General features: G+C 58.3%; 15 protein-coding genes, 1 tRNA gene and 2 rRNA genes. 8 read left to right on the top strand and 10 right to left on the bottom strand.

Annotated elements, in window-relative coordinates:
• Window positions 1-7 precede the first annotated feature (7 nt).
• Entirely contained in the window at window positions 8-1,042 is a 1,035-nt protein-coding gene (locus RlegSU303_RS23030) for a LacI family DNA-binding transcriptional regulator (RefSeq protein ID WP_131620964.1), read from the bottom strand.
• A 147-nt stretch (window positions 1,043-1,189) separates the two neighbouring features.
• Here RlegSU303_RS23030 and RlegSU303_RS23025 point away from each other — a divergent pair, with 147 nt between their 5' ends.
• Window positions 1,190-2,476, top strand: a complete 1,287-nt coding sequence (locus tag RlegSU303_RS23025; protein WP_017962689.1) for an ABC transporter substrate-binding protein — start codon at window positions 1,190-1,192, stop codon at window positions 2,474-2,476.
• A 62-nt stretch (window positions 2,477-2,538) separates the two neighbouring features.
• Here RlegSU303_RS23025 and RlegSU303_RS23020 read toward each other — a convergent pair whose 3' ends face one another.
• The 5 genes from RlegSU303_RS23020 to RlegSU303_RS23000 are packed head-to-tail and all read right to left on the bottom strand — an operon-like array spanning window position 2,539 to window position 7,940.
• Window positions 2,539-3,507 (bottom strand): glycoside hydrolase family 26 protein, encoded by a 969-nt coding sequence (locus tag RlegSU303_RS23020; RefSeq protein ID WP_131620962.1) that lies wholly within the window; start codon window positions 3,505-3,507, stop codon window positions 2,539-2,541.
• 3 nt (window positions 3,508-3,510) lie between these two features.
• Window positions 3,511-4,032 carry a DUF995 domain-containing protein gene (locus tag RlegSU303_RS23015; RefSeq protein ID WP_025396560.1) on the bottom strand — a complete coding sequence of 174 codons (522 nt, stop codon included), beginning with the start codon at window positions 4,030-4,032 and terminating at the stop codon, window positions 3,511-3,513.
• 38 nt (window positions 4,033-4,070) lie between these two features.
• Complete coding sequence (locus RlegSU303_RS23010; protein ID WP_131620960.1) at window positions 4,071-5,936, bottom strand: glycosyltransferase family 2 protein; 1,866 nt, start codon at window positions 5,934-5,936, stop codon at window positions 4,071-4,073.
• The gene (galE, locus tag RlegSU303_RS23005) at window positions 5,933-6,916 is read right to left on the bottom strand and encodes a UDP-glucose 4-epimerase GalE (protein ID WP_131707654.1); all 984 of its coding nucleotides are present in this window, start codon (window positions 6,914-6,916) and stop codon (window positions 5,933-5,935) included. Before galE ends, RlegSU303_RS23010 begins: the two co-directional genes overlap by 4 nt.
• A 1-nt stretch (window position 6,917) precedes the next feature.
• Window positions 6,918-7,940, bottom strand: a complete 1,023-nt coding sequence (locus tag RlegSU303_RS23000; protein ID WP_131707653.1) for a UDP-glucuronic acid decarboxylase family protein — start codon at window positions 7,938-7,940, stop codon at window positions 6,918-6,920.
• A 385-nt stretch (window positions 7,941-8,325) separates the two neighbouring features.
• Here RlegSU303_RS23000 and RlegSU303_RS22995 point away from each other — a divergent pair, with 385 nt between their 5' ends.
• On the top strand, window positions 8,326-8,646 hold the full coding sequence (locus RlegSU303_RS22995) for a hypothetical protein (protein ID WP_026158950.1): 321 nt from the start codon (window positions 8,326-8,328) through the stop codon (window positions 8,644-8,646).
• Between the two features lie 16 nt (window positions 8,647-8,662).
• Here RlegSU303_RS22995 and RlegSU303_RS22990 read toward each other — a convergent pair whose 3' ends face one another.
• On the bottom strand, window positions 8,663-9,445 hold the full coding sequence (locus tag RlegSU303_RS22990; RefSeq protein ID WP_017962682.1) for a helix-turn-helix transcriptional regulator: 783 nt from the start codon (window positions 9,443-9,445) through the stop codon (window positions 8,663-8,665).
• Window positions 9,446-10,272: 827 nt separating this feature from the next.
• Here RlegSU303_RS22990 and RlegSU303_RS22985 point away from each other — a divergent pair.
• From RlegSU303_RS22985 to RlegSU303_RS22960, 6 genes are all read left to right on the top strand, one after another.
• A complete protein-coding gene (locus tag RlegSU303_RS22985) occupies window positions 10,273-11,229 on the top strand; it encodes a hypothetical protein (protein ID WP_017962681.1) in 957 nt (318 codons plus the stop codon).
• Between the two features lie 143 nt (window positions 11,230-11,372).
• Window positions 11,373-13,406, top strand: coding sequence for a hypothetical protein (locus RlegSU303_RS22980; protein ID WP_131719786.1), 2,034 nt, complete (start codon window positions 11,373-11,375; stop codon window positions 13,404-13,406).
• A 25-nt stretch (window positions 13,407-13,431) separates the two neighbouring features.
• The gene (locus tag RlegSU303_RS22975; RefSeq protein ID WP_168275625.1) at window positions 13,432-15,669 is read left to right on the top strand and encodes a type I secretion system permease/ATPase; all 2,238 of its coding nucleotides are present in this window, start codon (window positions 13,432-13,434) and stop codon (window positions 15,667-15,669) included.
• A 5-nt stretch (window positions 15,670-15,674) separates the two neighbouring features.
• Window positions 15,675-17,024 carry an HlyD family type I secretion periplasmic adaptor subunit gene (locus RlegSU303_RS22970; RefSeq protein ID WP_017962678.1) on the top strand — a complete coding sequence of 450 codons (1,350 nt, stop codon included), beginning with the start codon at window positions 15,675-15,677 and terminating at the stop codon, window positions 17,022-17,024.
• A gap of 120 nt (window positions 17,025-17,144) precedes the next feature.
• Window positions 17,145-17,636 (top strand): hypothetical protein, encoded by a 492-nt coding sequence (locus tag RlegSU303_RS22965; RefSeq protein WP_017962677.1) that lies wholly within the window; start codon window positions 17,145-17,147, stop codon window positions 17,634-17,636.
• Window positions 17,637-17,905: 269 nt separating this feature from the next.
• A complete protein-coding gene (locus tag RlegSU303_RS22960; RefSeq protein ID WP_131720685.1) occupies window positions 17,906-19,558 on the top strand; it encodes a GNAT family N-acetyltransferase in 1,653 nt (550 codons plus the stop codon).
• 381 nt (window positions 19,559-19,939) lie between these two features.
• On the opposite strand, the gene RlegSU303_RS22955 is transcribed toward RlegSU303_RS22960, so the two are convergent.
• From RlegSU303_RS22955 to RlegSU303_RS22945, 3 genes are all read right to left on the bottom strand, one after another.
• Window positions 19,940-20,016: transfer RNA gene (locus RlegSU303_RS22955), tRNA-Met, on the bottom strand.
• A 130-nt stretch (window positions 20,017-20,146) separates the two neighbouring features.
• A 5S ribosomal RNA gene (rrf, locus tag RlegSU303_RS22950) occupies window positions 20,147-20,261 on the bottom strand.
• Window positions 20,262-20,446: 185 nt separating this feature from the next.
• Window positions 20,447-23,387: ribosomal RNA gene (locus tag RlegSU303_RS22945) — 23S ribosomal RNA — on the bottom strand.
• Window positions 23,388-23,776: the final 389 nt, after the last annotated feature.

The raw sequence follows: 23,776 nt of genomic DNA, 5'->3' as shown, positions 1-23,776 counted from the left end.
GCATCTCTCACGGGTTTTCGGCATTCGGATTCGGAACAGTTCCACCCTGAACGGGAACGACCGCCTGGCAAATGTGGCGGGCCGGTGCCGTCCTGTTGCGGAAACGGGCAAGCATCAGCGACACGGCCTCACGCCCGAGAGCGGCGCGATCGACGCGCATGGTGGACAGCCGTGGATTGGTCATCAGCGCGCAGGGCAGATCGTCGAAGCCGACAATCGCGAAATCCTCCGGCACGCGTAGGCCGGCCTCGGTCACAGCCTCGAGCACGCCGACCGCGATGAAATCATTCATGCAGAAGGCGGCGGTAAAACCGGCATTCTCGGCGAGTGCTGCGGCGGTGCGTTCATGCGCCTCACGGATGGGGCTGCCCTGGAGGGTCAGGGACACGAAACGGCCCTCGGCACCGGGGACGGCGGCGACCGCCGCCTCGAAACCGCGCACGCGCTCCCGGATCGTATGGCGGTGGGAGCCGCTCAGATGCAGGATGCGTCGATGGCCAGCCTTTATCAGCCGGTTGGTCGCCTCATAGGCGCCAAAGAAATTAGCCGGCGAAACTCCATCGAACTGCATCCTCGGATCGGTGCCATTGACAAGAACCGTGGGCGTCACGCTGGCTTGCAGCCAGTCGCGCAACATCTCGTTCGGATCGATACCGACGAGAAAGAGGCCTTCAGCGCCTGCGGTCTGCATATAGTCGCGCACGGCATCCGGCGTGGTTCGATCCTCGCGGACCAGCCGGACTTCGAAGGGCATGCCCGCTTCGGCAGCGCCAGCGCGCAAGCCGTCGACGATCGCTTCATAAAAGACGCTGAGAGTGCCGGTGACGCCGTCGCTGGCAATCAGCGCCAGTCCCCCCGCAATGGCTTCGGAAGCAGGCTTGACGGGATAGCCGTTCTCGGCCGCCACCTTCAATATCTGCCGGCGCACGCTTTCGCTGATACCAGGTTCGTTGGCGAGCACGCGTGACACAGTGGAGACCGAGACGCCGGCCAATGTGGCTATATCGGCCTGACGCGGCCGTCTGATTTTTTGGTCGTTCATGGGGCAAACATTATGCAAATAATGCAAATTTGCAAGAAAATGGTTGGTTCTTGCAAAAAAAATATTTTTGCGTACTCTGTTTGCTGAGATGCCCTGACAACGCCATTGGAGGATGGCAGCGGGCATATTGGAACAAGGAGGACTATCATGCAGGTCAATCGCCGTTCATTCCTGATGGGTTCAGCCGGTGCGGCCGCCGGCCTCGCCTTCGGCGCCGGAAGCGCCATTCCGGCCTTTGCCGAAGACGCACAGCTGCGCGCCATGTGGTGGGGATCCAACGACCGCGCCAAGCGCACGCTCGAGGTTGCCAAGCTCTATCAGTCGAAGTCGCCTGGCGTCACCGTCGTCGGTGAATCGCTTTCGGGCGACGGCTACTGGACGAAGCTCGCAACGCAGATGGCCGGCCGCTCGATCGCCGACATCTTCCAGCTCGAGCCAGGAACAATCTCGGACTATTCGAAGCGCGGCGCCTGCCTGCCACTCGATGAATTCGTCCCCTCCGCGCTGGACGTCCAGTCCTTCGGCGCCGACATGCTGAAACTGACCACCATCGACGGCAAGCTCTATGGTGTCGGCCTCGGGCTCAACTCCTTCTCGATGTTCTTCGACACAGTCGAATTCGAAAAGGCGGGCATCCCTCTGCCGACCCCCGACCTCACCTGGGATGAGTATGCCAAGCTCGCCGTAGAACTCTCCAAGTCCTCCGGCAAGAGCGGCGGCCCCTATGCGGCACGCTACGCCTATGTGTTCGATGCCTGGCTGCGCCAACGTGGCAAGAGTCTCTTTGCGAGGGAAAGCGTTGGGCTCGGCTTCACGGCCGACGATGCCAGGGAATGGTTCGACTACTGGGAGAAGCTGCGCAAGGCGGGCGGCACCGTCGCCGCCGACGTCCAGACGCTCGATCAGAACACCATCGACACCAATGCGCTTGGTCTCGGCAAATCGGTGATCGGCATGGCCTATTCAAACCAGATGATCGGCTATCAGCTGATCATCAAGAACAAGCTCGGCATCACCATGCTGCCGCGTGAAAAGAAGGGCGGTCCATCCGGCCATTATTACCGTCCGGCACTGATCTGGAGTGTGGGGGCGACGACCAAACAGGGCGAAGCTGCCGCGAAGTTCATCAGCTTCTTCGTTAACGATCCCGAAGCCGGCAAGATTCTCGGCGTGGAACGCGGCGTGCCAATGTCGCCTACCGTGCGCGAAGCCATCCTGCCGCAGCTCAACCCGACGGAGCAGGAGACGGTCAAATACGTGAACATGCTCAAGGATCAGGTCGGCGAATATCCGCCGCCGGTGCCAATGGGCGCAACCCAGTTCGACCAGCGTGTGCTGCGCCCGATCTGTGACGAACTCGCCTTCGAACGGGTCTCGCCCGCCGATGCGGCAACCCGGCTCATCGAAGAGGGTAAGGCAACGATCAAGGGATGATCGGTCGCCGGACGTGAGAGGAGAGGCCCGCAACACCCCGGCGGGCCTCTCTTTTCAGAATGTCAGTTGCCTAGGCTTTCGACCACGCGCCAGTCCGGCCGGCCGAGATCGAAGGGCCAGGCATGCACATCCCGGTCGTTGAAATAGACCACTTCCTGCAGTTTCGGGAAGGCGCTCTGCTTCAACGTAACCGTTTCGATCCACGGCTTCATATAGGCGTCGCCGCCTTCATAGCCGAGCTCCGCCACCCAGATGGGTTTTCCGTAGCCGGCAACGAGATCATATCCCTGCTTCAGCGCTTCAGAGAAGGTCCGGTGCTCATTATAGGCAAGCTCGTCGTAGCGCTGCAGGCCGAAGACCGAGAGCCCGACGAGGTCGACGTAATCGTCGCCGGGATAATAGGCCTCGAGGCCAGGCTCTCCCTTCGGCGACCACATGAGCTCGGTGCCGGGCGCCTCCAGGCGGACGATGTCCATCATCCGCCTGTAGGCCGTGATATAGTCCTGCGGGTTCCAGCCGGACCATGAAAACCGCCCTGACTTGTCCTCCATCTCCTGCCCCCAGCGGACGATCACCGGGCTTTTCAGCGCCGATATCATCTGCGCGATCGCACGCATATTGACATCATAATCGCCGCGCAGAACCTTTGCGCGAAGCTCTGCGGAGGTCAGCCGCCAATCGACGTCCCAGGACCATGGCTCCACGGTGATCAGCAGGTTGCGGCCTCTAGCCTGCGCATAGGCATCGGCGACGCGCAACGTCTCGAGGTCGACGTCCTCCCACGGCAGGAACAGGGCTTCGGTCGCGACATTTGCCTGGGCGCCGAAATCGCCGTGCGGATCGTAGGCCCCGAACTTGATGCCCTCGGCATGAAGGACGGGGCGCTTGTCGATGATCGTCCGCACGGCCGCCGCCGGGTTCGGAGCAATGCCGGCATATTGCACTTCGCTTCGGCCCGGCAGATCCGCGACACACAGTAGCAGCAGCGCTATTGCGGCGGTCGAGAGGTTTTTTTTCATCAGCTTCTTCATGGCTCACCCTCCTTTTCGGGCTACTTCCTGGCTCAGCAGGATCTGCTTCAGTTCGCTTGCCTTCGCGCTCACGGTATCCGTGGGAACAAGCTTCTGGAACTCATCACCCTGACGCACCGATGCGTGGCGGAAGACGTACCATTCGCCGTTCGGCTGGCGCCGCTGATAGATCGTATTGCCGATCTTGCGATGCCCGAAACAGGTGCTGGCGCGGGCCGCACCCTCGGCATTCGTCCAGGTGGCGCGCATGCAGAGCTGACCGAGATCGTCGACCACCCATCTGCCTTCGGCAAAGGACGGCTTCCCCTTGTCGTTGCTCCAGGCGACGAACCGCCGGCCCTCATCGAAGAAACGGCCGCCGCCGGTGGTCCAGGTCCAGGTCTTGTCGCCGTAGATCCGATAGAGCTCATAGGCGCTGAGCGGCGTCGGCGCCTTCGTTTTGGCAACCTCGGCGCCGTGCGCTACCACCGGCAGGCACAGGCTGAGAGCAAGCGCTGCTCCCCATAGTCTCGATCCGATACTCATTACATCCTCCATACTCGACACTTGCCGGTTCCGCCGGATCATGCACCCTGTTCGTCTCGGCCGGTTCTGCCGAAACCATTCCATTTCAGGTGGAATTTCACGATTCTGGTCTTGCCGCCGCCGAGGCCGGCGCCGGCCACGGCGAATTGCGTTTCGGTGAAACTGACAAACGTCTGGCCGTGCGAAAGAGCTTCGAGGCCGCGCAGGCCGTGGCTCCCCGCCTGCGTGCCGCCGGCGACGAAAATCGCAAGCCCGGTGGCTGTCGCAAGCCACAGCCCGCGCGATTGCGGCAGCAGCGGCAGATCGTTTTCGACCGCATGGCGAACGACGATCAGCACCGTCAGCGACAGGTAAACCGAGAGGTTCGTCATGGCGAAAACATAAAAACCCTGGGCGGCCGCGGCATCGGTCGCAAGCATCATTGCGACGGCGGAAAGGCCGGCGAGCCCGATATAAGGCGCGATGACGCGCAGCGGCAAAGACCGCTGCTGCTGCCTTCCCTTCGGCGTGATACGGAAATCGACGAAGGAGCCGCAGATATAGTCGCGGACAGCGGCAAGGCTGCCGGCCAGCGACCACGGCCAACGCAGAAAGATGAAGGCAAGCCCTTCCCAGCCGAGCAATTTCGCATCGTGCGGCCTGAAGGTTGCCGTTGCCCGCCAGAAGAAGGCAAACAGCGTCAGCACGATCGACATCGGCACGAAATGCAGCAGGAAATCCGGATAGGTGACATTGACGAAGACACGGCCCGTCAGCAGCGCGGCAACCGGCAGCAGGAACATCATGGCCATGAAGGCCGAAAAGAGCGGGTACCAGAGCTGCGAGAACACGAACTGGAACCTCAGCCGCCAGGGCAGGTGCATGATGTGGCGGCGGGAATGTTGCAACAGAATGGTGACCAGGCTGCGCGACCACTGGAATTCCTGGACGACGAGGTCGGTGAAATTCGCCGGTCCGTCGCCATGCGCCATCGCATCGACGGCATGCACGCCACGCCAGCCGCCGGCATTCATCATCAGCGTCGTCGAATGGTCTTCCGCGAGTTCCGGGCCGAGGCCGCCGATCTGACGAAGGGCGGCGGTGCGGACAGCATAATGGGAGCCGATGCAAAGAGGCGCCCAGCCATTATTGTAACCCGTCTGCAGCGAACCGTGCAGGCTTGCCTCCGCATAGAGCCTGCCACGCGCCGCCCAGCTTGTCCCGGCATTGGCATCGCAAATGCTCGGAGCGGAGACATAGCCGATCTCAGGATCGGCGAAGGGGCGCAAAACTTCACGGAGGTAGGTCGGCGTCGGCACATGGTCGGCATCGAACTGGGCGACGAAATCGTAACGCGCATAGCCGAAATGGTCGTAGAAATAGGCGAGGTTGCCTTCCTTGCAACGCGTCCGGCGCGGCCAGGTGGTGCGATGATACTCCGCCACACCCTTTCGGGTGGAGATCAGCACGCCGTGCGCCGCACACCAGCGCCTGGTTTCCTCCGAAGGGTCCTCGTCGGCGAGCCAGACATCGAAATCGACGCCGACCTGGTCGAGCATCGCCTGTAGCGTGGTGCGGACAACGGCAAAGGGCTCGGACGGCGCCTTGGTGACGACCATAGCCACCCGCCCTTCCGGCAGCCGCGCGCTAGGGCTGACCGTCCTCGCATCGAGAAAGATCAGGATAAAATAGGCCGGCACAAGCGTGATCCAGGCAAGCACGAGGGTGATGAGCACGAAGGTGGCCCAGGAAATGATATGGGCGGACTGGCACCACCAGATCCAGAAATAGCCGAGTGCCGTCAGCCAGCAGAGGATGCCGAAGCCATAGGCGACACGGTTCCAGCCGGTGAAAACAAGATCGAATGCATCAGCGGCGGCGGCTTTGGCTGTCACGCCATGGCCGATCTGGGAAATGTCGCTCATGCCGTCACCTGCAGGCCGAAGGTGGGGCCGGCGGTGCGAATGATCGTATCGATGTCCGAGAGGACGGGGGCAAAGCCGAGTTCCGCCTGCGCCCTTGCAGTATCGGCAAAGAGGATCGGCGGGTCGCCGATGCGGCGCGCACAATAACGGACGGGGACTTCGCAGCCGCTCGCGCGATGGATCGCCTGGAGAATCTCCCGCACCGAGGTGCCCCGACCGGAGCCGAGATTGACGCTGAGCGAACCGCCGTCCGCCATCAGATGGTTGACGGCGGCGAGATGCGCCTGGGCGAGATCGCTGACATGAATATAGTCGCGAACGCAGGTTCCGTCCTCGGTCGCATAGTCTGCTCCGAAGATATCGAGCCGCTCCAGCCTGCCGGCGGCGGCGAGAAGGGCGCGCGGAATGAGGTGGGTCTCGGGTTGATGACGCTCGGCAAGCTCACCATCGGGATCGGCTCCGGCCGCGTTGAAATAACGCAACGCGGCATAGCGGATGCCATAGGCAGCCGCAAAATCCTCGAGCGCCATCTCGAAGATCAGCTTGGTGCGGCCATAGGGGTTAACCGGATGCTGCGGGCTTTCCTCGCGTATCGGCAACGAGGCGGGAACGCCATAGGTGGCGCAGCTGCTCGAAAAGACGATCCGGTCGATATCCTGATCGAGGCAGGCCTCGAGCAGGGTCAGACTGCCAACGACATTGTTGCGGTAATATTTCCTGGGCATGTCGACGGATTCGCCAACATAGGCATTGGCACCACAATGGATGACGCAATCGGGCGAAAACTCTGTAAGAGTCCGGCGCAAGGTAGCGGCGTCGGCAAGTTCCGCCCGAATGAGCGGACCCCAGCGGACACTGTCGGCATGTCCTGTCGAGAGATTATCGTAGCTGACAGGGATCATGCCGGCGCGCGACAGCGCTTTGCAGATATGACTGCCTATGAAACCGGCGCCGCCGGTAACGAGAATGTAGCGGGGCATCTCATACGACCTCCGCCTTCTCTGCGCCGGCCAGCAGTCCGTCGAAATAGTCAACGGTGCGAGCCAAGCCGGCTTCGAGCCCGATGCGGGGCTTCCAGCCAAGATCGGCCATGGCCCGGGAAATATCCGGCCGCCGCTGACGAGGGTCGTCGGCGACCGCAGGCAGGTGGACGATCCGGGAACGGGAGTTCGTCAGGTCTCGAATGATTTCCGCCAGACGCCGAACGGTCATTTCAGCTGGGTTGCCGAGGTTGATCGGACCGTTGCAGGCGCTGCCGGCAGCCGAAAAACGTAGGAAACCCTCGATGAGATCATCGACATAGCAGAAAGAACGGGTCTGCTGACCATCGCCATAGATCGTCAGGTCGGCATTGCGCAGGGCCTGAACGATAAAATTGGAAACCACCCGCCCGTCGTCCAGGCGCATGCGCGGTCCGTAGGTATTGAAGATGCGGCCGACCTTGATGTCGACACCGTAAGTCCTGTGGTAATCGAAGAACAGCGTTTCGGCGCTGCGCTTGCCTTCGTCGTAACAGCCGCGCGGTCCGATCGGGTTGACATTGCCGCAATAGGATTCGCGCTGCGGGCTCTGGGTCGGGTCGCCATAGACCTCCGACGTCGACGACTGGACGACGATCGCACCAGTCTTTCGCGCGCAATCAAGGGTATTGACGGCGCCAAGCACGTTGGTGAGCAGCGTTCCCACAGGATCCCGCTGATAATCGGGCGGAGAGGCGGGGGAGGCGAAATTGAAGATGAGCGATGCTTCGATATCGAAGGGCTGCCTAACATCGTGCTCGACGATGCGGAAGCGGGTGTTCGATGCAAGATGAGCGACATTCGCACGGCGGCCGGTCGAAAAATTATCGAGGCATGTGACGCTGTGGCCGCGGTGCAGGAGTCTTTCGCAGAGATGCGAACCGAGGAAGCCGCCCCCGCCATTCACAAGGACGGTGCGTCGCCCTTGGAGCACCGGTATGCCTGATACTTTAGAATAGCCTTCGTTGGGAACGAAACTACGCATTACAAACTCCTTCCCAGGTATCTAGTCTTTTGTTTTATTTATGCACTGCATGCGTCCGTTATCCGCACTCGATATTCATAAAACTGAGCGTCAACTCATGAATAACTTTGTAGTTACTCTTCGGATAACCGAATTACTATTAAAATAATACAACGAACGCCGGTAAGGTCAACTTGAAAAAATCCAACTATCCAAAGTAATTACGAAAGTATACTTAAGGTAACAAATGATTAATCACTTTCAACGCAATACCACCAATACGCCTCTCATCCACCTCTCAAGCTTCACTCAATGCAGCTAATATACGAGGGAACGCAGCAGATTGGCCGAGCTCAACCTCACCGCCGGTCTTGCATCCGGAGGCGCCATATGCGAGGGATTTGGTATGTTGAAAAAACAAGACGCGACGCAGCTCAAAGGCTGGCGCCTCCGCTCGGCGATGTTCGTCTGGGGAACGGCGCTTCTGGCGATCGGAACGACGGCTTGCACGGTCGTTGACGACGATTTCGCGGTCGTCGCGAAAAAGAACATCGGCGGGATCGAAGCCCCGCGCGTCTCGAAGGCCTACGCCTATCCGGTAAACCGGGCCGAGCGGCCGGCTACGCCGACGCTCCGCACCGCAGCCTATCACGGCTCAGCGCCCTATATCTGCTCTCCAAGCGGCTTCGGACAAAAATCGCGCTGCTTTGCGCGGCCCTCAACCTGAAGCAAAAAGCGCTAGATCAATTGCGCCAGCGTCCGGACATGTCGTCTTCGCCGGCGGGATGCTCATTGAAGAAGCGGGATGCCGCTTCCGTGCGGTTTCGCACGTTCATCTTCTTGTAGATGTTGCGGACGTGAACCTTCACGGTATTCTCGGAAAGATGCAGCTTGTCGGCGATGATCTTGTTCTGCGTCCCCTTGCAGATGAGATCCAGGATCTGAACCTCCCGGGTGGTCAAAGCGGAGATGCTGTCGCGTCTTAGCTTGAGCGCATTGCTGCGGGCCGCATCGACCGATTTTGTCTGATAGAGCGAAGGCTCCAGCTGGGCGTTTTTGTTGGTGAGGCGATTGAGAAGTGCTGACGGAAAATGTTCGCCGCCCTTCATCAGTAGATCCACTGCAGCCATGAAGACATCGAGCCGGAGGTTGAGCGGCAGGACGCCATCGATGATCCGCGCTTCTACCAGCCGGCTGACATAAGTCTCGAGCATGTCGATAGCTTCTACGACAAGTCCGATCGAGGTTTCAGGATGGTTTTCGCGGACAGCCTGCAACGCTTCATGGAGCTCCGGGCCGGGTATATGGTAGAATAAAACGAGTTTCATATCGCCGGTATCTTTTTCCAGCATCGGCTTTGTACTCGTTATGCTTGCCACATCACAGTTCGGAAATTTCTTTGCCAGTGCTTCTACCATGCATTCTGAAAAAAGATCCGCCTTTGCTACCACTAATATAGTATCTCCGGACGAACCCAACTTCCTTCCCTGGTCCGCATTCTCCATTCCTGAGCCTGTCATGAACATATACGCCTCCCCTAGCGTTACACTTTACTCAACTTGGCGCGATGGCGGGTATTAGTTAGTAAGAAATGCCGACCCCAAAGTCATCGCTTTATTTTTTAGACATTTCTTAATTATGTTAATACGGATTGAGAAGGAAGGAAATGGCCCAAAGTAATTAGTTTTAGCGGACTAACAACGATACGATACCAAGCAACGGTTGCATTCTTACTGCAATATATACTTAGAGGCTATATTTGCCTTCACTATAGATGAGAGCTAAATGTAATGTTTCAGTACAGATTGTTATATTTTCATCATGCATGAAGTGTCGGATATGAGACAGGCAGACCTCGAAAGCTGCTCCTCAGCCCAGCGGCGAATGCCGGAAGTCCTGGATTCTCGCAGCTTAGCGTCGCCCCGGCTGAAGAAGTCTCAACGCTCCAACGACAGGGGCTAGCCGGAAGTGGCAAATCGGCCTTAGCCCGAATTGGTATCTATCGGATCCATATTCTTTACAGCATTCTGTGATCGTCGTCCAAGTGGCGACATGGAAAGCCATGCATTGTCATGCGTTTTTGATGCGCGGCCTCCATTTAGGGCAACCCAACGAAAAGAAAACCTGAATACTCCCTATCCTTCCCAGGATTCGGAGCCGGATATGTGCGGCCTTGTACTTAGTACGTACGTTCCCAATACCAACGGTTTGATCAACAAATCGCGATGAAGCTGCAGATGACCAGTATCGAATACATCTGCCGATGTTAACCGCATCGGAGCGAGCGCGAGTAAAATCCCATTTGAGATGAGAGGGATTTCGAAAAGCTGCTCCGGTTTTTCTGGAGAATGCAATGTCTGACGACACCGAAATCACGAAGGCCGGGGCGCTTGCCGACGGCTTTGCCAACAGCGCGATCAATTCGACTAAAATCGACGACGATTCGACCGGTTATGTCGGCGGCGTCGCCAATGGCGACAATCGCGACAATACCGACAACAGCGTCGACGTGGACGTCAAGTCGGAGATCGATGTCGCCGCCAACAATGGCGACAACCGCGACAACGAATATGACTGGAGCTATAAGTCCGACGACGATACGAGCACCAAGACCACGACGATCACCGATACCGACACCAAGACCGACTACGACTGGAGCTATGACAGCAAGTCATACAGCGACAACGATACCGACACCAAGACGATCACGGACACCGATACGAAGACCGTGACCGACACCGATATCAAGACCGTTACCGAGACGGATACGGATACGAAGACGGTTACCGACAGCAACAACACCTCCGACAGCTTCAACAAGACGGACACAGACTTCGCCGTCATCGAGGACGTCAAGGACTCCAATCTCGGCGTTGCCGGACACGACCTCACCTTCAACCTCGGGGACGACTTCTCCTTCACTCTCGACGTCGACAGCATCCTGAACAATTCGTTGACCGGCGAAGGCAATGACAGCGGCTTCAGCGCCGTCCAGGCGAACCATCTGGCTGACCAGGATAGCGCCTGGAACACCAAGATGGACAACGCAGGAGCTCAGAACCACCTGAATGCCAATGGCGGCACCGCCGACAGCGCAGAAGGCATGGAGATGGACGGCAAAGGCTGGGATCTCAAGGCCGGCGACGACGCCGCTGGTTCGAGCGCGGCCGATGCTTCGGCGATCCTTGCCAATTCCGGCTTCCACCTCGAGCTCGTTCAGGGTGCGAACCTGCTCAGCAACACAGTCGACTCCAGCGTCATCGGCGGCAATTCTCATGCCTCCGACGTCGGCGAGGATACCGGCACCTGACACGACCTCCAGCGACCAAGACGAACTGCACCGGCTCAAGCCGGTGCAGTTTGATTGCTTGAAAACGATTTGACGACCACACCACGGCTCCCCCGGCGGGCGCCACCAAGGCCGATCGTCATCTCGAATGGGAGGGCCGAACCATGCATATCGAGAAGATTTCGGAAATCATTGCGCACTTCATCGGTCTCTTCGAGATGACGACCGACGAGATGAGGTTGCGTGCCAACTATGCCGAAGGCGCAGGACCGGGCGCGGATGGACCGGCTCTGCCGGATCAGGATGCCTTTACCGCCGCCTTCTCTTCCGATCTCCAGCTCAAGGACTACGATCCGGGCATCAATTACAAAAGCGGCAGCTACGAAATCGAATTTGGCCCAGCGCGCCATTTCGGCCGCGTCTTCGAAGAGAGCCTCGAGAAGCTGGCGGCGATTGCCGGAAAGGACATCCCGTTACCGCATTTCGGCGACCCTACGGATATCGTGCTCACGGATGAGCCGGAACTGACAGTCTTTGCCGGGCCTGGTTCGGCGATCAGTCATGTCCTCCAGGTCAACGCCCTCTACGACGACGACTATCTCGATATGACGGATGGCGTCCATGCGCCTCGAGACACGAGTTTCGTCATCGAGCAGCTCGCGGATTTCAGCACCAGGGCCGAGATCTTCACGCCTTTTGCGAGCCTCCACCGGACAGATACCTATGATGACGCCCTGAAGATCGCCGAGGATCTCCAAAACTATATCCGGAATGCCAGAAATACCGAGGATAGCGGGGTGACCTCGCCCGATAGCGACGTGACGCATCATTTCGTCACCACCGAACCCATGGACGACAAAGTCTATGTCAACGGCAAGGCCGAGACCGATATACCGGTCCTCGACGACTTCCTGCCCGACCGCGGTCTCGCCAAGCTCCCGGAAGAACCCGATGACAGCAATACATCCGTCGAGCAGACCGACCCGAGCGGCAACAGCCTTGAGGTGACCGCCGGTGCAAATCTCGTCGTCAACGTCGCCTCGGTGATCAACACCGGCGTCATCACCTTGGTCACGGCGGTGATGGGCAATTATCACCAGGTCGACGCGATCTCCCAGGCCTTTGTCTACAGCGACAACGACGAGATTGCTGCAACGCTGCATTCATCCGGTCATTCGGCCGAGGAAGTGGGGACGGTTGCCAAGAATATCGCCCTCTTCGAACACAGCACCTTCGAAGCATCGAGCCATGCCGAGCCCGTTTCAGCCGATCCGACGTTCCCCAACAGCTGGCGCGTCAGCGTCATCGATGGCGACGTCTCCTTCGTACAGTGGATCGAGCAATATCACTTCGTCACCGACAACGACACGATGACGGTCACCACCTCAGGGTCCGAAGCCACGGTTCTGACGGGCGGCAATACTTCGATTAATTTCTCCTCCTTTTTCCAGATGGGCCTGCAATATGATCTGGTGATCATCGGCGGCAATGTGCTCGATATCAACAGCATCACGCAGGTCTCGCTGCTCTACGACAATGACTGGGTGCGGGCAGAGGGCGACCTCGATCCCGGCGCCGACCTACAAACAGGCAACAACCTGATCTGGAATTTCGCCTCGATCCACAATGTCGGGACGGGCGGCCCGTTCGAGGCCATGCCCGACTACATGGTCGACACGCAGAAGGCGATCGAAGATCGCGATCCCAACATGCCGGAAGGGCTGTCCTTCGATGTGAATTTCCAGGGATATGCCGGCCTCGACGTTCTCTATATCACCGGCAATCTCTACGACATGACGATCATAAAGCAGGTCAGCATCCTCGGCGATTCCGACGATGTGACCCAGGCGGCATCGACCATTCTCGAAAACAATCCCGACGCAACGGTTACGATCGACACGGGCAGCAATGCGGTCGTCAACATCGCCGAGATCGTCGACTACGACAGTTTCGGCCAGACGACCTATCTGGCAGGCCAGCTCTATTCAGACGCCATCCTCATTCAGGGCGGACTGGTGGAGCATGACACGACACAGCCACAGCCGGCCGACGACAGGCTCGCCAATGAAGTCATCGCTTTTCTCGACAATGACGATCCGGCGGGCGGCGATTGCGCTGACGGCGTCATCAATGCCGGGAATGATTTTTCATGGTCGTCGACGCACCCCGCCGACGTAATGCAAGCCATGGTCGCGTGACCTTGAGTATTGTGAGGGAACCACGATGAACCAGATTTCGAAACAAATCTTTGCGGCAGGCAGCGCCCTCGATCTGAGATCGGGTACTATTCCCTCCGCTGCTCCCTCGGATGCGCCGATGACCGATGTGTGCATATCCGCGATCGATGAGGCGGTAGAGAACCTTCGCAGGCTGAGCGGCGCCGCTGCTTCGTCTCCCGATCGCCACAAGAAGACGTGCGAGGCTGCGGCAAACGAGGCTGCCGATATCGGACGCGCAAGCGCTACGCGGGCGCCGCTCCCGGAAAAGATGGTGGTGCCGGAAGCTGAAGTAGAAACGGCACCTCATGTCGCGGTGGCGCAGGGCCTGGCGACAGCAAAAACGCCGGAAGCGCCCGCCCGGCCGCAGATCGAAGCACGGGTGACCCCCGAACTGCCGAAAGAGAAGACCGAGCTTAAATCGAGCCCGACGATGCCCTTCGGCAAGACCATCGAAGGAGAAAGCGGTCCGATCAGCGAGAACGACAGGCGGCTGCGCACCGGCGGCGGCGGTTTTCACAAGCGTAGCGAGCCTGTGAATTTCGCCGCCAGCCTCTCGCGCGGCATGGCGGCGGTACGGCGCAATATGGTGGTCGTCATGATGTTCACGATCGCCATCAACGTCCTTCTGCTGGCGATACCGCTTTATCTCTTCCAGATATCCGACCGGGTGCTGACAAGCCGCTCCGTCGACACGCTCGTCATGCTCTCGATCGCCGTGATCGGCGCCGTGCTGCTGCAGGCCTTCATGGATTCGGTGCGGCGCTTCATCCTGATGCGCACCGCGGTGGAGCTCGAAGTGCAGCTCGGCGCGCCGATTCTCAGCGCTGCAGCGAGGGCATCGCTGCATGGCAGCGGCAAGGACTATCAGACGCTGCAGGATCTGCAGCTGCTGCGCGGCTTCCTGACATCAGGCACGCTGATCGCATTTCTCGATGCGCCGCTGATGCCGTTCTTCGTGGTCGTCGTCTATTTCGTGCATCCGCATCTCGGCATCATCATCATGGTCTGCTGCGCGGTGCTTTTCGTCATCGCCTATCTGAACCAGAAATTCACCGCCCGGCAATTCGCCGAATCCAACGGCTATCTCAGCCGGGCGAATTTCCATCTCGATTCCATGTCGCGCAATTCGCAGATCATCAACGCAATGGCGATGATCCCCGAGGCCGTGAAGATGTGGGGCCGGGAAACGGCGGGTTCGCTGAAATCGCAAGTCGAGGCACAGGACCGCAATATCATCTTCTCCGGCATATCGAAGGCCTGCCGCATGATCACCCAGGTCACCCTGCTCGGCTGGGGCGCACATCTGTCGCTCGCCGGCGAACTGACGGGCGGCATGGTGATTGCGGCCTCGATCATCTCGGGACGCGCGCTGGCACCAATCGAAGGCGCCATAGAAGGCTGGAACCAGTTCAACCGGTCGGCAACCGCCTATAGCAGGATCAAGGGACTACTGTTGAATTCCCCATTGAACTTCCCGCGCCTGCGACTCCCCAATCCCGAAGGCCGGCTCGATGTCGAACGCATTCTCTTCGTGCCGCCACCGCAAAAGAAGGTCATTCTCAACGGCATCTCCTTCTCGCTCAGGAAGGGGGAATCGCTTGCGATCATCGGTAATTCCGGGTCCGGCAAGACGACGCTCGGCAAGATGCTCGTCGGCTCGATCGTCCCGACATCGGGAAATGTACGCCTCGACCTGATGGATCTGCGCAACTGGGACCAGCGCCAGTTCGGCGAAAGCATCGGCTATCTGCCGCAGGACGTGCAGCTCTTTCCCGGCACGATCAAGGCCAATATCTGCCGCATGCGCGACGACGTCGACGATCACCAGATCTACGAGGCCGCGGTGCTGGCCGACGTGCACGAACTCATCGCCGGCTTCCCGCAGGGCTACGAAACCATCGTTGCAGCCGATGGCGCTCCGCTTTCGGGCGGCCAGAAGCAGCGCATTGCGCTCGCCCGTGCCTTCTTCGGCAATCCCAAATTCGTGGTCCTCGACGAGCCGAATTCGAACCTCGATACGCAGGGCGAGGCAGCCCTTGCCAGGGCACTGATCCACGCCAAGAAGCAGGGTATTACCACCGTCACCATTACCCAGCGCCCGGCTCTTCTCCAATGCGTCGACAAGATCCTTGTGCTCAAGGACGGCACTGTCGCCATGTTCGGGGAAAGGATCGAGGTGCTGCAGGCGCTTTCCAAGAACAACAGCAATAACGGTCAACAAGCACCGCGCATTGAGGGATGAACGACATGGGACGGAAAAATCGGGAGACGACCGGTCCGGCGCAGCTCGAGTGGTATAGCGATGTGCCGCGCTCGATCCGTGTGCACAGCATCGTCGGCCTGACGGTTCTCTTCACCTCGTTCGGAGGATTCGGCTTCTGGGCGGCGACGGCGCCGCTCGCCTCCGCCGTTATCGCGCAGGGAAGCTTCGTCGCGACCGGCAACAACAAGATCATCCAGCATCTGGAAGGCGGCATCATCAAGGAGATGCGCGTCAGCGAAGGCGATACGGTCAAGGAAGGCGACATCCTGCTGACCCTCGATCCCACAGCATCCCGCTCGAACGAGCGGATGCTGCAGCTTCGCCGCCTGCGCCTTGAAGCCGTCGTCGCCAGGCTCCGTGCCGAAGCGCAGGGCCTGCGCGAATTCCAGCTTCCCGATATCGTGACGAAGGAGGCCGGCGATCCCGACATCAACGCGATCATCCAGAGCCAGAACGTCGTCTTCCACAGCAAGCAGATCAAGCTCGAGGAGCAGCTCAATCTGATCGGGAAGAACATCGCATCGCTCGAATTCCGGTTCGCCGGCTATAGGGGTCAGCGAGAATCCTTCGAAAGGCAGCTGTCGCTGCTGACCGAGGAACGCGACTCCAAGGCTCGGCTGGTCAAGGTCGGCTATATGCGCAAGACGGATCTGCTTGCAATCGAGCGGGCGATCGCCGATGCGATGGGCGACATTGCTCGACTGAACGGCGAGTTGAACGAGAGCGAGGCGGAGATTGCCAAGTTCCGCCAGGAAGCCGTCATCGCCGTCAACTCCAACAAGCAGGCTGCACTCGATGCGCTCGAGACCGCTGAAACCGATCTGGACAGTGTGCGCCAACAGATGCGCGAGGCCGCCGGCGTGCTCGAACGCACCACTATCCGATCGCCGGTGTCGGGCACGGTGGTGCGCTCCTATTTTCACACAGCCGGCGGTGTCATCACGACAGGAAAGCCGATCATGGAGATCCTGCCGTCGCATGTGCCGCTGATCCTGGAAGCGAAGGTGCTGCGAACTTCGATCGACCAGTTGCATGAGGGAGAAACGGCCTCGATCCGCCTAACGGCGCTCAACCGGCGCACGACCCCTGTTTTGCAGGGCAAGGTCTTCTACGTCTCAGCCGATTCGATCGAGGAAAATGCGGGAGCTTCGGTCAAGGACGTCTATATCGTCCGCGTCGGAATACCCGATTCCGAGATTGCGCGGGTGCACAATTTCCATCCCGTTCCCGGAATGCCGGCCGAAGTGCTGATTCAGACGTCGGAACGCACCTTCTTCGAATATCTGAGCAAACCGATCACCGACAGCATGTCCCGGGCTTTCAAGGAGCGCTGATCGCTCACGATCCGGCCCAGGCGATCCGGTAGATATGACGGACTTGCCCGTTGTTCTGATGTAATGTCCGCATGTCCATCCCTTGAGGGATGGATCCCCTCCGGGGAGAAAGGGTCAAGCATGGCGGCGATGTCCGATGTCCTGCTGCGGGTCGGCCGCCTGAACTATGTCTGGACGAACACCGAAAGCCTGCTGATCTACATCATCGCCCATCTTCTCCGGGTCGAAAAGGATGCGGCAATCGTCGTGTTCCTGACGCTGAACACCACGCGCGCCCGGATCGATCTCATCGAACGGCTGTCCAAGCTCGCTTCGACCTCCCCTTCCGACCGCAAGGCGATCCTTTCAGCCATGGCGCGGCTGAAGAAGGAATCCAAGATCCGCAACAAGTACAATCACTGCATCTATTCCTTCGACGAAAAAGGAGAGATCTCGAGCACGCAGCTGATGCGGCTCGTCGAGGACGACAAGCAGATCCGCTACGGCAAGATCGAACAGATGGACGCGCGCGAACTCGACCTTCTCGAAAAGTCGATTGCCGAGATCGTCGCCATCAGCCGGACGCTCTGGGCCTTCATCCATGCGAGCCCGCGGATCTCCGGCGAGCTCTGATCTAATCCTTATGTACCCATGTTCTCAAAACCGCTGCACACTTTCGGGCGATGTCCGTTGAAGTGCAGCATTCTTCAGGACCCGTTGCGCTCTAACGTTTTGAATCTGTGCATAATTCCTACCAGAACCGGATGCGATTTTGGGTTATGCGCCGGCTCAGGACTAATCCCATTTAGGCCACTTAAATCATCCGGACGGTTTATTTGAAGATCGGTGTTTCCCATTAGAATGAAACCTCCCGAGTGACGTATGGGGTATTGGGGGCGAGCATGCGCATAGATATCATCGACACCATTGCGGGGTTCGAGGCGGTACGCGAGAACTGGGATCAGGTCTTCCTGGACGATCCCGACGCGCAGCATTTCCTCTCCTGGATATGGCTGAAGAACTATCTCTCCCGCCGACGCCGCTGGTTCATTCTCGCCCTTCGCGAACGCGATCCCGAAGCACCCTATGTCGCCTTCTTTCCGCTGCGCCTCATCACGCATCTGAACGAGAAGACCGGGCTCTTCTACGACGAGATCATCATGGCCGGGAATTTTGCGGCCGATTATACCGGCTTCATCGTCAGACCGGACTACGAGCATCACGCCATTGCCGGCTTTGCTTCGTTTCTCAAACATCAGAACTGGACGGACCTGAAGCTCGAATATTTCAGCGGCCCAGCCGGCCGGCGCGAGAAGATGATCGAGGCGCTGCAGGGACCGGAGGTGATGTTTCGCGACAGCTCGCCCAAAAACAGCGAGAATATCGACAATACGATCTGCCCGATCGTCCCCCTGCCGGCAAGCTTCGACGACTATCTCGAACAGCGCATGAGCAGCCAGACGCGCCAGAAGCTCCGGCGGTTCCTGCGCAAGGTCGAAGGAGACGATATTTACCGGATCACAATGGCAACCGCCGAGACCATTGATCGGGACTTGGATATCCTCTTCAATCTCTGGCGGATCAAGTGGAGTGCCCGCAAAGGCACGGAGCGGACCGAGCGGCTGATCATCACCACACGCGAAATGCTGATGGACAGCTTCAACTGCGGCAATCTCGAGGTGCCGGTCCTTTGGCATGGCGACCAGCCGCTCGGCGCGCTGGCGAATATCGTCGACCGGCAGAAGAAGGCGATCCTCTTTTATATCACCGGTCGCGACGAGAACTGGAAGACGCCGTCTCCCGGTCTCATCCTGCATGGTTACTGCATCCGGCGGGCGATCGAGCACGGCTTCAAGACCTATGATTTCCTGCGCGGAAACGAACCCTATAAATACATGTTCGGGGTGGAGGAAAGGCGGATCAGCTGCACCCTGTTCCGCACCCGCAACGGCCAGAATCTGCATGGCGTGCTCAACCCGCGCAGCATTCGTTTCGTCTATGAGCAGGCGCTCGACATGTATCGCAACGGAGCCCGGAGCAGGGCGGAGATCGCCTTCAACCAGGTCCTGCAATCGGCTCCAGGCCATACCGGCGCGGAATTCGGGCTCGCCAATCTGCTATTCGACCGCGGCAAGCTGACGGAGGCATTGACTGCCTACAAGGTTCTTGTCGAGCAAGCGCCCGATCCGACACCGATCCAAATGCGGCTTGGCGATACGCAGCTTGCCCTGCATCAATATGAGCAGGCCGCAGAGACTTTCCGCCGGGTCGGCGAGATCGGGCCGCATCTTATCCAGGCACATTACAAGCGCGGTATCGCCCTTGCGGCCAGCAAACGGCTGGCCGAGGCGGAGGCCGTCTTCGCCGCGATCCAGGGTGTGCATTCGGACGATCCGGCCGCGCTTGATTACGCCACCAAGGCGGGTGTTGCCCTCGAGCGGCTGCGCTCGATCGCCGAGCCCGCTGCTGGCAAGACGGACGTCGTGCCGGAGACCATCGCCCGCTGGAACCGGGGACGGCAGCTCAGCGAGCGACGCCGACCACGTCTGCATTGACGAGATTCTCGTTTTTGCGGTCCGAGGCTTTCATGTGTTGTCTATTTGGGATTTGGTTTCGGTTTGAGGCTGTGTTGTTTTCTGTCCCGCTGCGTCGGCTACGCCTTCTTGCGGCGCCCGGAAGAGGGGTCAGATCCTCGCTCCGTTACCAAATACACAAAAGCCCGCACGAGGCGGGCTTTTGTGTATTTGGTTTCGGTTTCAGGATTCGCCCCGTTCGGGTCTTAACCAGTCCACTGGACTGTTTTATCTGGCGGGCCCGATCGACCGCTCACCCTTCAGGTTATGGTGAGCTCTGCGAACGAGGAGCTACCATCGCCAGGGAAGGCGAAGCTTTTCGACCAGCGATAAGAAGGTAGGTGCTGATCTTTAAGAGGAATTTGGTTGCGGGGGCAGGATTTGAACCTGCGGCCTTCAGGTTATGAGCCTGACGAGCTACCGGGCTGCTCCACCCCGCGCCATGTGCAAATCTTTGAGATTTGCTTCGGTATTATAACACGAAAGGCCGCTTTGTGAGCGGCCCTTTGTTTCGGCTTTGGGCCGTTGGCTGTGAATGAGAAGATTGTTTTACATAGTTGCGTTTTGCAGACCTGGCAGCGACCTACTCTCCCGCGTCTTAAGACGAAGTACCATGGGCGCAGGGGCGTTTCACGGCCGTGTTCGGAAAGGGAACGGGTGCAGCCACCCCGCCATAACCACCAGGTCGGCAAAGCGCAACTTTGTTGTTTTGAGAAGCTGGTGAAGTCCTATGACTTCGTTTTTGAACACGTTTTAGAGCTCCAACCGGACGAACACTTCGTGTTCGCCGGGACCGGGCAAAGGCTGACGCCTTCGCCTTGTCAGGACGACCGCTTTGCGGTCGCCTTGAGATGAGCATAGTCAATGAGAACGATCAAGCCGATCGAGCTATTAGTACCGGTAAGCTTCATGCGTTGCCGCACTTCCACACCCGGCCTATCAACGTGGTCGTCTTCCACGGCTCTGATAGGGAATACTCGTTTTCAGGTGGGTTTCCCGCTTAGATGCCTTCAGCGGTTATCCCGTCCATATGTAGCTACCCTGCTATGCCCTTGGCAGGACAACAGGTCCACCAGAGATATGTCCATCCCGGTCCTCTCGTACTAGGGACAGATCCTGTCAATATTCCTACACCCACGGCAGATAGGGACCGAACTGTCTCACGACGTTCTGAACCCAGCTCACGTACCGCTTTAATTGGCGAACAGCCAAACCCTTGGGACCTGCTCCAGCCCCAGGATGCGATGAGCCGACATCGAGGTGCCAAACAACCCCGTCGATATGGACTCTTGGGGGTCATCAGCCTGTTATCCCCGGCGTACCTTTTATCCGTTGAGCGATGGCCCTTCCACGCGGGACCACCGGATCACTATGACCGACTTTCGTCTCTGCTCGACTTGTCAGTCTCGCAGTCAGGCGGGCTTATGCCATTGCACTCGACGACCGATTTCCGACCGGTCTGAGCCCACCATCGCGCGCCTCCGTTACTCTTTCGGAGGCGACCGCCCCAGTCAAACTACCCACCATACACTGTCCCGGACCCGGATGACGGGCCGCGGTTAGACATCCATGACGATAAGGGTGGTATTTCAAGGATGGCTCCACGGAAACTGGCGTCCCCGCTTCAAAGCCTACCACCTATCCTACACATGCCGACACGAATGCCAGTGTAAAGCTATAGTAAAGGTGCACGGGGTCTTTCCGTCTGACCGCAGGAACCCCGCATCTTCACGGGGAATTCAATTTCACTGAGTCTATGTTGGAGACAGCGGGGAAGTCGTTACGCCATTCGTGCAGGTCGGAACTTACCCGACAAGGAATTTCGCTACCTTAGGACCGTTATAGTTACGGCCGCCGTTTACTGGGGCTTCGATTCAAAGCTTGCACCTCTCCTCTTAACCTTCCAGCACCGGGCAGGCGTCAGACCCTATACGTCGTCTTGCGACTTCGCAGAGCCCTGTGTTTTTGATAAACAGTCGCTACCCCCTGGTCTGTGCCACCCCATAATAGTTGCCTAGCATGGGGTCACGCTTCTTCCGAAGTTACGCGTGCAATTTGCCGAGTTCCTTCAACATAGTTCTCTCAAGCGCCTTGGTATACTCTACCTGACCACCTGTGTCGGTTTCGGGTACGGTCTATACGGTGGAGCTATTTCCTGGAACCGCTCCGCTGCCCATCCAATCCAATTAGAATGAACAACTTGTGCAATCCGTCACTACCACCAGGCCCACGAATATTAACGTGGTTCCCATCGACTACGCATTTCTGCCTCGCCTTAGGGGCCGGCTAACCCTGCTCAGATTAACTTTAAGCAGGAACCCTTGGTCTTTCGGCGAGAGGGTCTCTCACCCTCTTTATCGTTACTCATGTCAACATTCGCACTTCCGATACCTCCAGGAGCCCTCACGGGTCTCCCTTCATCAGCTTACGGAACGCTCCGCTACCACTTGCATTACTGCAAATCCTCAGCTTCGGTGCATGGCTTCAGCCCCGTTACATTTTCGGCGCAAAGACCCTTATTTAGACCAGTGAGCTGTTACGCTTTCTTTAAATGATGGCTGCTTCTAAGCCAACATCCTGGTTGTTTTGGGATCCTCACATCCTTTCCCACTTAGCCATGACTTGGGGACCTTAGCTGGAGGTTAGGGTTGTTGCCCTTTTCACGACGGACGTTAGCACCCGCCGTGTGTCTGCCGAGTAGTACTCCCCGGTATTCGGAGTTTGGTTAGGATCAGTAAGACGGTGAGTCCCCATAGCCCATCCAGTGCTCTACCCCCGGGGGTATTCGCTCGACGCTCTACCTAAATAGATTTCGCGGAGAACCAGCTATTTCCGAGTTTGATTGGCCTTTCACCCCTAGCCACAAGTCATCCCAATCTATTGCAACAGATGCGGGTTCGGTCCTCCAGTTGGTGTTACCCAACCTTCAACCTGCTCATGGCTAGATCACTCGGTTTCGGGTCTAATGCAACAAACTATATCGCCCTATTCAGACTCGCTTTCGCTTCGCCTACACCTACCGGCTTAAGCTTGCTTGTTACACTAAGTCGTTGACCCATTATACAAAAGGTACGCCGTCACCCTTGCGGGCTCCGACTGTTTGTAGGCATCCGGTTTCAGGTTCTATTTCACTCCCCTTGTCGGGGTGCTTTTCACCTTTCCCTCACGGTACTTGTTCGCTATCGGTCATGCACGAGTACTTAGGCTTGGAGAGTGGTCTCCCCATGTTCAGACAGGATTTCTCGTGTCCCGCCCTACTCTAGGACAATCATGATATCTACGCGTACGGGGCTGTCACCCACTACGGCCGCACTTTCCAGAGCGTTCCACTTTAATCACAATTGCCACTGGCCTGGTCCGCGTTCGCTCGCCACTACTTGCGGAGTCTCGGTTGATGTCCTTTCCTGCAGGTACTTAGATGTTTCAGTTCCCTGCGTTCGCTTCTTACACCCTATGTATTCAGGTGTAGATACCTTATCACAATACCTAGAAACCATTCGGGTTGTCACTCACGCTCGTTCTGCACTTCGTGCAGCGCTGCGTTAGCGCGCCGGACGACCGGCGACGCGCTCCGCGCTGTATTGGGAAACTCCCATACAGGCCAGAGGCCGTCGGCGATCGTTCGCCGTAATGTCGGATCGAAGATCCGACAACCAGAATGATTTTCTAGGTATTTAAGGTGGGTTGCCCCATTCGGAGATCCATGGATCAAAGCTCATTCGCAGCTCCCCACGGCTTTTCGCAGCGTATCACGTCCTTCATCGCCTGTGCATGCCAAGGCATCCACCAAATGCCCTTACGACACTTAATCGTTCTCATTGCCAATGCTCATCGTCTTTGTTTGATTTGGCAGACCTTGTCCGCTTCGCTTTCGCCTCGCGGGGTGCCAAATCCGACCATCCGGACAACCTTGCGATTGCCGTGCGGTCGGGCCAAACATGCGTGATTACCTTTTACAATCACGCTTTCTAACAATGCCATTAACGTGTTCGACAGGTCTGCTTTATTGGAGCTACGCCGAGCAGCTCGCTTGCAGCCTGTCTTAAGACCAGCTTCTCGAGATATGATCCGATACCGCGCGGTCAGGCAACGGTAATCAAGCCGTCCGTCAGATGCTTGATCCCTAAAGATCAGCAAACAACAACGGCCCAGAGCGACAAGCTTCCTACCTACCTCCTATCCCTCCACCACATCCGGCCG

Source organism: Rhizobium sp. SU303, from assembly GCF_021052345.1.
Lineage (GTDB): Bacteria > Pseudomonadota > Alphaproteobacteria > Rhizobiales > Rhizobiaceae > Rhizobium > Rhizobium laguerreae.
This window is presented reverse-complemented; position numbering and strand designations above follow the sequence as displayed.

What these genes read in the sequence shown, in the direction of transcription:
- RlegSU303_RS22975 (WP_168275625.1), top strand. Translation starts at nt 13,432, where the DNA reads ATGAACCAGATTTCGAAACAAATCTTTGCGGCAGGCAGCGCCCTCGAT.
- RlegSU303_RS23000 (WP_131707653.1), bottom strand. Translation starts at nt 7,940, where the DNA reads ATGCGTAGTTTCGTTCCCAACGAAGGCTATTCTAAAGTATCAGGCATA.
- RlegSU303_RS22980 (WP_131719786.1), top strand. Translation starts at nt 11,373, where the DNA reads ATGCATATCGAGAAGATTTCGGAAATCATTGCGCACTTCATCGGTCTC.
- RlegSU303_RS22965 (WP_017962677.1), top strand. Translation starts at nt 17,145, where the DNA reads ATGGCGGCGATGTCCGATGTCCTGCTGCGGGTCGGCCGCCTGAACTAT.
- RlegSU303_RS22985 (WP_017962681.1), top strand. Translation starts at nt 10,273, where the DNA reads ATGTCTGACGACACCGAAATCACGAAGGCCGGGGCGCTTGCCGACGGC.
- galE (WP_131707654.1), bottom strand. Translation starts at nt 6,916, where the DNA reads ATGCCCCGCTACATTCTCGTTACCGGCGGCGCCGGTTTCATAGGCAGT.
- RlegSU303_RS22995 (WP_026158950.1), top strand. Translation starts at nt 8,326, where the DNA reads ATGTTGAAAAAACAAGACGCGACGCAGCTCAAAGGCTGGCGCCTCCGC.
- RlegSU303_RS23015 (WP_025396560.1), bottom strand. Translation starts at nt 4,032, where the DNA reads ATGAGTATCGGATCGAGACTATGGGGAGCAGCGCTTGCTCTCAGCCTG.
- RlegSU303_RS22960 (WP_131720685.1), top strand. Translation starts at nt 17,906, where the DNA reads ATGCGCATAGATATCATCGACACCATTGCGGGGTTCGAGGCGGTACGC.
- RlegSU303_RS23010 (WP_131620960.1), bottom strand. Translation starts at nt 5,936, where the DNA reads ATGAGCGACATTTCCCAGATCGGCCATGGCGTGACAGCCAAAGCCGCC.
- RlegSU303_RS22990 (WP_017962682.1), bottom strand. Translation starts at nt 9,445, where the DNA reads ATGTTCATGACAGGCTCAGGAATGGAGAATGCGGACCAGGGAAGGAAG.
- RlegSU303_RS22970 (WP_017962678.1), top strand. Translation starts at nt 15,675, where the DNA reads ATGGGACGGAAAAATCGGGAGACGACCGGTCCGGCGCAGCTCGAGTGG.
- RlegSU303_RS23025 (WP_017962689.1), top strand. Translation starts at nt 1,190, where the DNA reads ATGCAGGTCAATCGCCGTTCATTCCTGATGGGTTCAGCCGGTGCGGCC.
- RlegSU303_RS23020 (WP_131620962.1), bottom strand. Translation starts at nt 3,507, where the DNA reads ATGAAGAAGCTGATGAAAAAAAACCTCTCGACCGCCGCAATAGCGCTG.
- RlegSU303_RS23030 (WP_131620964.1), bottom strand. Translation starts at nt 1,042, where the DNA reads ATGAACGACCAAAAAATCAGACGGCCGCGTCAGGCCGATATAGCCACA.